General features: G+C 53.8%; 12 protein-coding genes. 6 read left to right on the top strand and 6 right to left on the bottom strand.

The genetic code is table 11. From position 1 onward, the window contains the following. The 3 genes from M891_RS25135 to M891_RS0121590 all read right to left on the bottom strand — a co-directional run. Positions 1-184 (bottom strand): UPF0236 family transposase-like protein (locus M891_RS25135; protein ID WP_198032061.1); only part of this gene is annotated, 184 nt, incomplete at its 3' end. A 173-nt stretch (positions 185-357) separates the two neighbouring features. Next, positions 358-495, bottom strand: a complete 138-nt coding sequence (locus M891_RS25625) for a hypothetical protein (protein ID WP_164744170.1) — start codon at positions 493-495, stop codon at positions 358-360. Between the two features lie 166 nt (positions 496-661). Further along, complete coding sequence (locus M891_RS0121590) at positions 662-2,794, bottom strand: DNA topoisomerase III (protein WP_028540227.1); 2,133 nt, start codon at positions 2,792-2,794, stop codon at positions 662-664. Between the two features lie 148 nt (positions 2,795-2,942). On the opposite strand from M891_RS0121590, the gene M891_RS0121585 reads away from it, so the two are divergent. Both M891_RS0121585 and M891_RS0121580 read left to right on the top strand, forming a co-directional pair. Beyond that, entirely contained in the window at positions 2,943-3,968 is a 1,026-nt protein-coding gene (locus M891_RS0121585; protein ID WP_028540226.1) for a ketoacyl-ACP synthase III, read from the top strand. Positions 3,969-4,343: 375 nt separating this feature from the next. Then, on the top strand, positions 4,344-4,556 hold the full coding sequence (locus M891_RS0121580; protein WP_016313467.1) for a hypothetical protein: 213 nt from the start codon (positions 4,344-4,346) through the stop codon (positions 4,554-4,556). A 71-nt stretch (positions 4,557-4,627) separates the two neighbouring features. On the opposite strand, the gene M891_RS24375 is transcribed toward M891_RS0121580, so the two are convergent. Further along, complete coding sequence (locus M891_RS24375; RefSeq protein ID WP_036701426.1) at positions 4,628-5,566, bottom strand: DMT family transporter; 939 nt, start codon at positions 5,564-5,566, stop codon at positions 4,628-4,630. Between the two features lie 312 nt (positions 5,567-5,878). On the opposite strand from M891_RS24375, the gene M891_RS0121570 reads away from it, so the two are divergent. Together M891_RS0121570 and M891_RS0121565 are read left to right on the top strand one after the other, a co-directional pair. After that, entirely contained in the window at positions 5,879-6,250 is a 372-nt protein-coding gene (locus M891_RS0121570; RefSeq protein ID WP_016313469.1) for a hypothetical protein, read from the top strand. A gap of 53 nt (positions 6,251-6,303) precedes the next feature. Further along, the gene (locus tag M891_RS0121565) at positions 6,304-7,152 is read left to right on the top strand and encodes a sulfurtransferase (RefSeq protein WP_016313470.1); all 849 of its coding nucleotides are present in this window, start codon (positions 6,304-6,306) and stop codon (positions 7,150-7,152) included. An 88-nt stretch (positions 7,153-7,240) separates the two neighbouring features. Here M891_RS0121565 and M891_RS0121560 read toward each other — a convergent pair whose 3' ends face one another. Further along, complete coding sequence (locus M891_RS0121560) at positions 7,241-9,016, bottom strand: glycerophosphodiester phosphodiesterase (RefSeq protein WP_028540225.1); 1,776 nt, start codon at positions 9,014-9,016, stop codon at positions 7,241-7,243. Positions 9,017-9,036: 20 nt separating this feature from the next. Next, on the bottom strand, positions 9,037-9,381 hold the full coding sequence (locus tag M891_RS0121555; RefSeq protein WP_009224498.1) for a winged helix-turn-helix transcriptional regulator: 345 nt from the start codon (positions 9,379-9,381) through the stop codon (positions 9,037-9,039). Positions 9,382-9,592: 211 nt separating this feature from the next. Between M891_RS0121555 and M891_RS0121550 the strand changes: the two genes are divergently transcribed. Further along, entirely contained in the window at positions 9,593-10,531 is a 939-nt protein-coding gene (locus M891_RS0121550; RefSeq protein WP_028540224.1) for an aldo/keto reductase family protein, read from the top strand. 18 nt (positions 10,532-10,549) lie between these two features. After that, positions 10,550-10,786, top strand: a complete 237-nt coding sequence (locus tag M891_RS0121545; protein ID WP_028540223.1) for an NAD-dependent epimerase/dehydratase family protein — start codon at positions 10,550-10,552, stop codon at positions 10,784-10,786. Positions 10,787-11,012: the final 226 nt, after the last annotated feature.

Genomic DNA, 11,012 nt, shown 5'->3' with positions numbered 1-11,012 from the left:
TGTTGACGCTTGTTTCACGCTCGTCCTTTACTCGATAACGCTCTCGGTCCCGTTGCTCCAGGATCTGCTGATCCAGCGCCTCCAGTACCTGCTTCATCGCACGAGCGAATTCCTCCTGCATTTTCCGGAAAATCCATTGCTCAATCTCTTTCATCGTCGGCATTNTTGTGGTAAAGTGGCTCACAGGAGCTTCCTCCTTCTTGGTGTGTTGTGCGTCAAACATCACTTTACCAAGGGAGAAGCTCTTTTTCTATATCCGCTTTTTCCAATTCCTACACCCACAGAGATTTTACACTATCCCCATACGCCTCATACAAAAGAAAGCTCCCCTAACGGGGAGCTGCAGACGCATCCATATCAAGATTCGTTCTTTGAAATTCCGTTCAGATTGGGCGCAACTTCCGCCTGTTTCTTGGGTTTAGCCGCGATGGATGGTTCCATAATGCTCGACTTATTCTGCTGGTTCTCGGTCTTCCGCGCTTTATGATGCGGCACCTTCATCACCTCCGCTATTTAGCGTCTCGAATAAGCTGCCGATTTATTCGGCGTTATCGGGTGATGGCATGCCGCCAAAGCCTGCGCCGCACCTCCATGCCGTGACCCTGCCCTAATCAGCCGGCTCTGCCATCATCGCCAGGCTGCTGTCATCTGGGGATCGAGCTTAATCGTCGCTCTGCTTCTCCAACGCTGCCTTCAGCAGTTCTCCAAGATTGATGCCGCCGGACTCCTGCTTCTGTGTATACTGCTTCACGAGGCGTTGCTGCTCGCGCTTGCTCATATGCTTATCCTTGTCTTTCCCCAACACTTCGGTAATCCCGCAGGACAGACATTGTACATACTTGCCGGCTTTGCCTTCTTTGAGTTCCATCTTCTTGTGGCATTGCGGACAGCGACGGTTGGACAGGCGCTTCTCGCCGGATCGGCGATAGCCGCAATCCTCGCTCGGGCAGACCAGCATCAAGCCGCGCCCGGTCTTCTTCTCAAGCAGCCTTGTCCCGCATTCCGGGCAATGGCTGTTGGAGACGTTATGCGGCTTATATGTCGCTTGACTGTGTTTTACACCTTGCACGAGGTTGGTCGCCATCTCACGGATTCCACTTAAAAACGGTCCCGGCTGGCCTTGCCCTCGTGCAATCCGCTCCAGCTCCGCTTCCCAGCGAGCTGTCAGCTCCGGCGTACGCAAATCGGCCGGTGCCAGCTCGATCAGCTGCTTCCCTTTGCCGGTCGGGTGCAGGTAGTTCCCTTGCCGCTCGATCGTATCGGAGCTGATCAGCTTCTCAATAATGTCCGCCCGTGTAGCTGGCGTGCCCAGCCCATGCTTCTCCATCTGGGTTAGCAGGGCGGCTTCCGTGTAGCGCTTCGGCGGCTGGGTCCGCCCCGGCGTCACGCGGCAGCGTTGTACCTTCACGGCCTCACCTTGCGTCAGCTCCGGCAGCACGGAGCCGCTCTCGGCATCGTCCTCGCCGCCTTCTTCATCCTCCATGACCTGCCCGTCATAAACTGCCCGCCATCCGGCATCCTTAATCGTCGTCCCCTTGGCATGCAGCGTCTCCCCGGCAATTTGCACTGTCACACTAACTTGATCAAACCTTGCCGGAGGATAGAACAAGCTGATAAACCGCCGCACGATTAAATCGTACAGCTTGCGTTCATCCGTATTTAGCGCGTTCAACAGCACCGTCTGTTCCGTAGGAATAATCGCATGGTGATCGGTGACCTTGCTGTCATCCACCACTCGCTTGCTCAGATGCAGTGAACCTCGCAGCAACGGCCGCGCCAAACTTGCGTAAGGACCAACAGCGACACTCGTCAGGCGCTCTTTGAGCGTACCTGTCATATCTGAGGTCAAATACCGCGAATCCGTCCGTGGATACGTCACCAGCTTATGCTGCTCATAAAGCCGCTGCAGTACGTTGGAGGTCTGCTTCGCCGAAAAGCCCAGAATCCGGTTGGCATCCCGTTGCAGCTCGGTCAAATCGTAAGCAAGCGGATGAGGCACCGATTTTTCATGCTTCACCAGCTTCACGATTTGGCCGGAAGCGCCCTCCAGTTTCTGCTTCAACGCATTTAACTTGTCCTGATCAAAAATACGCGCATCGCCGTTCCCACCGCGCCATACCGCTTCGAACTTGCCGAAGTCCGCGCGCAGCACATGATACTCCTCTGAGCGGAAGCGAAGAATTTCGTTCTCCCGCTGCATGATCATGCCAAGGGTCGGCGTCTGTACCCGTCCCGCGGAGAGCGGAGCGCCAAACTTGGTGGTCAGCGCCCGGGTCACGTTCAGTCCCACCATCCAGTCGGCTTCCGCCCGGCAGCGCGCCGATTGGTACAAGCGTTCATATTGCTTGCCCGGCTTCAGCGACGCGAACCCTTCCTTGATCGCTTTGTCCGTTTGCGACGAAATCCATAACCGCTTAAACGGCTTGTTCCACTTGGCCATATCCATGATCCAGCGGGCAAGCAGCTCCCCTTCGCGGGCGGCGTCCGTCGCCACAATCAACTCGCCGATGTCCTGACGGCGCATCAATTGCTGCACCGTCTTAAACTGGTGGCTGGTTTCGCGCAGTACCTTAAGCTTCATTTTATCCGGCAAAATCGGCAAGTCCTCCAGGGCCCACGTCGCGTATTTCTTATCATAATCCTCCGGCTCGGCCAGCCCCACCAGATGGCCTAATGCCCAGGTCACCACATATTGAGGTCCCTCAAAATGGCTTTTATGCTTATCTCGGCTGCCGATCACTCGCGCGATCTCTCTGGCAACCGAGGGCTTCTCGGCTAACACCAATGTCTTCATAAGTTCGATCGAACACTCCTTTCCACTGAACCATTATAGCATTCAAGTCACAGTTGCTTGAAATTGAAAACATGATATACTCAATTTATCACCAGGTACTAATACCAGATCATAAAAATATAACCTTCACGACAAAGGAGTGATTTCGATGACCGTACAAACACCGCAATCCAAGGCCCGCATTACCGCAATCGGTACCTATGTTCCGGACAAAATCCTGACCAATGCGGATTTGGAGCAGCTCGTGGATACGAGCGACGAGTGGATTGTGCAGCGCACGGGAATTAAAGAACGACATATTACTGCGGAGAATGAATTCACCTCCCATCTGAGCATTCAGGCGGTAGAACGGCTTCGTAAGACATACAAGACTTCGCTGGACGACGTCGACTTCATCATCACCTCAACGACAACGCCGGATTATTCGTTTCCGACCGTGTCTTGCCGGATTCAGGAGCATTTTGGCATGGAACAGGCAGGGGCGATTGATTTGAACGCAACCTGCGCCGGGTTCGCTTATGCACTTCATTTGGCGAACGGCATGATCAGCGCTGGCCTGCATCGCAAAATTCTGGTCGTGGCCGGGGAAACGATGTCCAAAATTACCGACTACACCGACCGCAGCACCTGCATCCTATTCGGGGATGGAGCCGGGGCCGTGCTGGTCGAGGCAACCCCTGAGGCGGAAGACGAATGGCCAGGATTCGAATCGTTTATTCTAGGAACGAACGGTTCCGGCGGCATCCATGTGTATCGCACCGGGTTGTCGGATCAAATGAACGGAGAGCCCCTTGAAGGGAAAGGCAAAATCGTGCAAAACGGCCGCGAGGTGTTCAAATGGGCCGTCCGCACCGTGACCGCCGGGATCGAGCAACTGCTGGAGCAGGCGGGTCTGGCTCGCGAGGACATCGACTGGTTTGTGCCGCACAGTGCCAACCTGCGCATGATCGAATCGATCTGCGAGAAAGCGGATCTCCCCCTGGCCAAAACCCTGCAAAGCGTGCAGGACATGGGGAATACGTCTTCTGCCTCCATCCCGCTGGCACTCCAGACTGGCGTTGACAAAGGCCGCTTGAAATATGGCGATCGCGTGCTGGTGTACGGCTTTGGCAGTGGCTTAACCCACGCTGGCTTAATCCTGCGCTGGGCTGTACCGGATTTGCCGCAAACCTAACAAAAGTCGATCAGGAGGTAAAATTCCTGATCGACTTTTTTCGAAACGTGTGGGGTGTGGAAACGCGCAATATGTCTGTCTGCACGCCCTTTACGTCATTATCCCTTTCGATAAGGGAGCAGAACCTGGGTTTAGCTTCAAATCACTCTATTCTGAACGAACGGGATAATCATGCAAAAGCGCCGGCCGAGAGAGGAGAAATCTCTACTTTTCTGCACTTCTGTATCTACTGCACATATGCCTCTCTGTTATCTCCACATCTCCCGCGTCGGAGAGGTTCCCTTTTCAACCAGCAGGCTTCCAGGTACAATAACAGGAGTCATTCTTTACGATCCGCCGATCCGCCCATCTAGTAACCGAAGGAGATATCGTACGATGCCTACTCTCAGAGAACTGTTTACCGATCAGGACTTTCAGGAAGCGTTGGACCGGAAGCTGCGCATTCGCGTATTCCGCGACGATCATATGATCGACAACGGCAGCATGATTATCCGATTCACCGAGGACACCATTATCACGCAGGCGGGTGTGGACGAGTTGTCCTATCATCCGCGCCGCGAATGTCAATTTTTTGAACTAAAAAAATAACCCCAAGGGACGTTAACCAAGCGAGCTTTCTCCGGGTTCGTCCCTTTGTTCTTATGTCCCTTCGCCCGACCTTAACTTGCCTTCCCTTCCTGCCCTGTCGGTAAGACTGGATTTTCCATAGTTACGGCAGGCGTTTCTTTGCCATAGCGAATAAAGATCCATACCCCGCACAAGATGAGCACGCCTGCTGACAGCTGCAGCGGAGTTAAGCTTTCCTTCAGCAGCAACCACGCCAGCAGAGAGGCAAATACCGGCTCGCCGAGAACGGCCATCGACACCGCCGAAGCGCTGAGGTATTTCATCAGCCAGTTGAACAGGTAATGGCCAAATAACGTAGGGACGATCGCCAGCAGGAGGAAAATGCCCCATTCCCGCGGCTCATAGCCGGTAAACCGGATGCCGGCAGCTGCATTGTATACCGCCATCGACGTTCCTGCCACGGCAAACACGAGGAAGTTATAAACAAACGCACTGATTGTCTGCAGCAGTTGCTTGCCGACCAGAATATGAATCGCGACCGCAATTGTCCCGAGCAGGGAGAGCAAATCTCCCTTCACCGCCTTACCGGATAAGGCAAAATCTCCTGAGCCGATCGCAATCGAACCGATGCATGCCAGCGTAATGCCGAGGATCATCGCTTTATTGATTTTTGCCCCAAATAAGAAGAACGATCCAAACATCACGATGATCGGCTCCAAGGTCAGGAGGACCGTGGAGCTTGCGACCGTCGTCAAGCGCAGGGAGCCCATCCAAAGCAAGAAATGCAACCCCAGCATCAGCCCCGAAAACATAAGACGCCCCCATTGCTTGCCCGTTAGTTGCACAATTTCTCCCCGATAGCGCCACAGCAGCGGCAGCATCAAGATGTTCGTGATATACATCCGGTACATGGCAATCACCGACACTTCGGCATTAGACCAGCGGATGAAGATTGAAGAAAACGAGATGGCGATAATGCCTATCACGTAGAGGATTTCGTATTTCCCCATGGACTTCGTGTTGGTATGCATTTGTGTTAAGGTCCCAGCTTTCTTATCAAATTTTGTCACCCTTTCGGGCTGCAAACCACTTCATTATAGCTAAGTTATGGCGGTTCCTCAATCGAAAAATAGCTGTGTTTCAAGCTTGTTCCTCCGCACCTGTCTATCCATAGCCTTCTCCTCTTTTGGCCTGAATTTTATAGAATCGGGCTGCCGGGGGTTACTTTTATCTACACCCCTCAACACTAAAAAGAATAGAGTAATATGCAATATTCATAGACCCTTAAGATCTATTAGAAGCAGCCCCAATCTATCGCCAAAAAAGATAAGGAGGAGCTTTCTATGAAAAAGCTGGTTCACATCTCTCAAACTTCCCCCCGGCTGACGGTTTATTCCGAGGAAAATCTGACGGGAAGAAGCCGTGTCTATACCGGGAACCTCGGCATCCGTAACACCGATGCTATTTTGGACGGAATCGAGAGCCTGCGCTTCGTTTCTTCCAATCCTAACGCAACGCTTGTACTCTTTACGCGGCCCCGCTTTAGAGGGAACTTCCGGATCCTCCGCGGCAGCCGGCGCCTGAATGACTTAGATGATCTGATCGGCGGCGAAGACGTAGAGTCTCTCATTGCGACCAACCAACGGCTCACGGTAGAACAAGTTCGGCAAATTCGCACCAGCGGAACATTGCCTAGCGGATATCGCCTGATCTAAGTTTTAAGCTTATAATGGTTCCATATGATGTGTGCAGAGGATGTGTATGCCTTATGGAACCAATCGTATCCAAACGTTGGCTGTTAGCTAGAATGTATGAACCGGATCTCGTGATCGTCGATTGCCGCTTTGAGCTGGGCCAGCCGGAGGCCGGGCGCGCGGCTTATGACGCTGCGCATATTCCCGGTGCCGTCTATCTCGATCTGGAGCAGGATCTGTCGGCACCGGTCACCACGCATGGCGGGCGACACCCGTTGCCCGCCCCGGACGAGTTAGCCGCGCGCTTCGCCCGCGCCGGCATCGGCAACGCCACCAGGGTGGTCGCCTACGACGACCAGGGAGGCATGAACGCCTCCCGCCTATGGTGGCTGCTGCGCTGGTTGGGCCATGACGAGGTTTACGTCATGGACGAGGGGTTCGCCGCCTGGCAAGCCGGCGGCTATCCCGTGACTTCGGAGCGGCGGACCATCGTCCCCGCCGCGTTCACCCCCTCCCCCCGGCCGCACCTGCTGGCCGAGGTCCGGGACATCCGCCGGGCGCTCAGCGATCCCGGCGTCCTGCTGGTGGACTCGCGCGCCGCGGATCGCTACGCCGGACGCCAGGAGCCGCTCGATGCCAAAGCCGGCCACATTCCCGGGGCCATCAACCGGTTCTGGAAGCAAGTGCTGGATGACAGCGGCTCCTGGAAAAGCGAGGGCGAGCTGCGCGAGCAGCTGGCGCCGGTCATCGCCGCACTCGACGAAGGCCGCGAAGCCATCGTCTACTGCGGCTCCGGCGTGAGCGCTTGCCCGAACGTGCTCGCCCTCTACCGGCTCGGCTACCCGCAGGTCAAGCTGTACGCCGGCAGCTGGAGCGACTGGATCTCTTACCCTGAGAACCCGATCGCAACGGGAGAAGAGTAGAAGAATTCCATACTTGGCCAGTCAGCATGAAATCAAAAGCGTCATCCCTTCAACGGGATGGCGCTTTTTGGGTTCTGATCTATTCAGTTCACAAATCCACCTCTACCATCGACTGGGCGGTCTCCGGATAATCGGTGATGATGCCGTCGATCGGATATTTGAGCACTTCCTTCATATCCCTTCGGGAATTGACGGTCCACACCCAAACCTCGCGGCCGTCGGCATGGGCCTGGTCCACGAGAAAATCGGTTAACATCACCTGCTCGATCGTATAGAAGTCAACGTCGAGCACCGATAGATCTCCAAGAGCGAAGAACAGAATGCGCCCGATCTTGATCTCGGGAGCCAATTCACGGATGCGGCCAAGCACTTCGCCGTCGAAGGATTGCACCCTTACCTCTTCCTCGACTCCCGCTTCCTTGATGAGGCGGACAACCTCCTCCGCCAGCGCTTCACTCGGCGCGCCGTTAGGCTTCAGGTCCAGCAACAGCTTAATGCGCCCTTGCGCCTCAGCGAGCACGCTGGATAACGAGGGAATATGTATCGGATAACCGTTCGCATCCATCCCGATGTACAGTTGCTGCACTTCATTGAAGTTCATATCCGCGACCCGCTTCTTCAAGCCAGTCATCCGCCGCAGGTCAGAATCGTGGTTTAACACGGCGACGCCATCCTTGGTCAACTGCACATCCAACTCCACAACCTGAAAGCCTTTGTCAATTGCCGAGATCAGGGCAGGCAGCGAATTTTCCGGAGCGTTCGACGTATCTCCGCGATGGACTGCGATCTGCACGTTCCATTTTGCGTAGACGAGGCTCTCGTTTGCCCGCAGACCGATCAGCAACGCAAGGGATATATAAAGGGCGGCGCTCAGGACGTACGCCATCCTTTTCCACTTTAGCCCCTTCCACCAATCGATGATCTGGTCCTCCAGACGACCGATTCGGCTGCGGCGCACTTGCAGCTGATCCTTTGGCCGAATCCATTTTAAGCGGCCCAACGCATAATAAAGCCTCGTCAGCACGAACAGGTTGATGGGCAGCAACAGAAGCTCCAGCAGATAAGCCAGTACCGTCGAAACGGTCAGGGAATAGTGCTGGGACACCAGCGCAAGCACATCCAGGTCCAGCCAGGAAGGAATGTGCCCTAGCGCAGTTACTAGCGCAGAGGTGACACCCACCACCATGCAGTTGAATAGAAGCAGCGTTCCAAACAGCCGCCACCGCCGACCTTGTGTCAACTGATGACTTTGGCGAACCGCCTGCCGGAGGTTCATATCCTCGAGCACGATGCAATGCAGGACAAAAATCCAGCGGAGCAAAGTATACAGCAGCCCTGCGATCAGCATGAGATAAGCTACGGTCATCGTGAATGAAGCATCCAGCACTTGATTGTTCAAGAAGATCGGCACGTTAAACAACGCGTAAAACGAAGCCGACAACGGCGAGTCTACAAACGGAATCAAGAGCAGCAACAACAACAGCAGCTGGAATACGCCAAACCCGAACAGCTTGGGCATTTTATGCAGCACGGTCAACACGGCGTCAGAAATGGGAATCGATTTGCCAAAAAAGCGTTGCTGAATCAGCACGATGAGGACCAACAATTCAATTAGCAGGGTAAAAGAGGCAACGAGCCCGATGAGAATCAGTCCTGCCACACCTTTATAGCTCAACCCGAGCCGGTACACCTCCCCGTTCAACAGGGAACCAGAGCCGACGACCCGGAGAACGCGGTTGAACAGAAACGTCGTCACCGGCAGGACAAAGACGCTCGTAGCCAGCATATATAGCAGTTGAAACAGCAGCAGCTTACCGGAATACTTGCGGAAGTCACGGATACTTCTGCCGATCAGTTTAAGCATGGACCCCCTTCCCTGTTCCATTAGGTCCACCGCGCAGCCCAAACCTTCATCTCATGACAGATCACATGCAAATCCATCCCCTTCGGCGTAAGTGTATATTCGACTGTCACGGGAACGGTAGGATACACCGTCCGCTCCAGTACGCCCTTCTCCTCCAGATGACGCAACGTACTGGTTAACGCCCGCGGGCTCACTTGCGGGATACGGCGCTGCAGCTCCCCGAAACGAAGCGTCCCCCCAAACAGCTCGCGAATCACCAGAAACGCCCATTTTCCACCAAGGACGTCCAACGTTTTTTCGATATTGCATTCGATATGCTCCGGTGTTTTCGGAATGTAATTGCTTGCTTTACGGATGCTGTTCATTCGGTATATCCTCCCCTGAAATCGATGGTTTCGTATGATGGATTCATGATGCTATCTCAGATCCTATAGATTCGATATAGGAAACTATACTTTGTATAGTAAGTAACATGGATATAATTTAGTGAAGGGGTTTTCACTTCTTTCAATTGTATATGAACTTTTATAGAATGAAAATGGTTACAATTCAAATGCTCAAGGAGGATGACGAAACATGGAATATAGAAGACTAGGCGGAAGCGGCCTCAAAGTCAGTGAAATCAGCTTGGGAAGCTGGCTGACTTACGGCGGGTATGTCGAACGTGAAAATGCGGAGAAATCGATCAAAACCGCCTACGATCTAGGGATCAACTTCTTTGACACCGCCAATGTATATGAAAGAGGAGCTGCCGAAGAGCTGGTAGGCAAAGCGCTGAAAGCTTATCCGCGGGAATCCTACGTACTCGCTACGAAAGCGTTCTGGCCGATGGGGGACGGACCTAACGATCGCGGCTTGTCGCGCAAGCACGTGATGGAGCAAGTTCATGCCAGCCTGAAGCGTCTTGGCCATGACTATATTGATATCTTTTATTGCCACCGTCACGATCCGGAAACACCGCTTTACGAAACGCTGCGCACGATCGATGACCTGATTCGCCAAGGTAAAATCCTGTACGCTGGCGTCAGCGAATGGCAAGCTTCGCAAATTGCGGAAGCCGTGGGCTTGGCGGATCGTTACCTGCTGGATCGCATCGTTGTGAACCAGCCGGTATATAACATGTTTAATCGTTATATCGAGAAGGAAGTTATTCCGGTCAGCGAACGCCACGGCATCGGCCAAGTAGTGTTCTCCCCGCTGGCTCAAGGTCTGCTCACCGGTAAATATACATCGGCAAATGATATTCCGCAGGACAGCCGTGCAGCTAAGCTGGAATGGGTCCGCAAAGGAATTACGGAAGAGAACATTGCCAAGGTGAAGCAACTTGAGGGAATTGCTGCTGAACTTGGAATCACGGTAGGTAACCTGGCCCTGGCTTGGATTTTACGTCAAAACAACGTGGCCAGTGCACTGGTTGGCGCCAGCCGTCCGGAGCAGGTGATCGAGAACGCCAAAGCTTCCGGCATCAAGCTGAGCGAAGACGTGTTGACACGAATCGAAGAGATTCTCAACTAAAAAGGAGTCCAAGCAGCCATGGCCAAAGTCGTAGTTACCGGGGGAAGCGGGATGTTAGGACGCTATGTGGTACGCGAATTCGTCGAACACGGATATGACGTGCTGAACGTAGACATCCGTCCATTAGAAGACCCGGTCTGTCCGACATTGATCGCCGATCTGGAGCAGCTTGGCGAATGCTACAGTGCGCTGGCCGGAGCGGACGCGCTTGTTCATCTCGCTGCCATTCCCGCTGTGCATGAAGTAAAGCTGTAAACCTCCTATGGCTGTTCATGCAGAAGAAGGGGCTGTCCAGAAAGTCAGTGAAAACTGACCGCCGGACGCCCCGTTTTTGTTGAATGTTAAAAAAAGGAGCAAAAAAACCGTCTTTTCCTGTAGAATGGAGTTACCACACAACACTCTAGAAAAGGACGGTTTTTATGCGTAATCTGACGACTACTACAGAACAGTATACCATGCAAGAGGCACTTCCTCTAGGGGC

It is taken from the genome of Paenibacillus sp. J14 (genome assembly GCF_000518465.1).
Taxonomy (GTDB): domain Bacteria; phylum Bacillota; class Bacilli; order Paenibacillales; family Paenibacillaceae; genus Fontibacillus; species Fontibacillus barengoltzii.
Note: the sequence above shows the minus strand (reverse complement) of the source record. Positions and strands in the feature narration are given on the sequence as shown.

Bases quoted from the DNA above. Each gene is read 5' to 3' on its own strand.
- M891_RS0121590 (WP_028540227.1), bottom strand. From the start codon at position 2,794: ATGAAGACATTGGTGTTAGCCGAGAAGCCCTCGGTTGCCAGAGAGATC.
- M891_RS0121585 (WP_028540226.1), top strand. From the start codon at position 2,943: ATGACCGTACAAACACCGCAATCCAAGGCCCGCATTACCGCAATCGGT.
- M891_RS0121580 (WP_016313467.1), top strand. From the start codon at position 4,344: ATGCCTACTCTCAGAGAACTGTTTACCGATCAGGACTTTCAGGAAGCG.
- M891_RS24375 (WP_036701426.1), bottom strand. From the start codon at position 5,566: ATGCATACCAACACGAAGTCCATGGGGAAATACGAAATCCTCTACGTG.
- M891_RS0121570 (WP_016313469.1), top strand. From the start codon at position 5,879: ATGAAAAAGCTGGTTCACATCTCTCAAACTTCCCCCCGGCTGACGGTT.
- M891_RS0121565 (WP_016313470.1), top strand. From the start codon at position 6,304: ATGGAACCAATCGTATCCAAACGTTGGCTGTTAGCTAGAATGTATGAA.
- M891_RS0121560 (WP_028540225.1), bottom strand. From the start codon at position 9,016: ATGCTTAAACTGATCGGCAGAAGTATCCGTGACTTCCGCAAGTATTCC.
- M891_RS0121555 (WP_009224498.1), bottom strand. From the start codon at position 9,381: ATGAACAGCATCCGTAAAGCAAGCAATTACATTCCGAAAACACCGGAG.
- M891_RS0121550 (WP_028540224.1), top strand. From the start codon at position 9,593: ATGGAATATAGAAGACTAGGCGGAAGCGGCCTCAAAGTCAGTGAAATC.
- M891_RS0121545 (WP_028540223.1), top strand. From the start codon at position 10,550: ATGGCCAAAGTCGTAGTTACCGGGGGAAGCGGGATGTTAGGACGCTAT.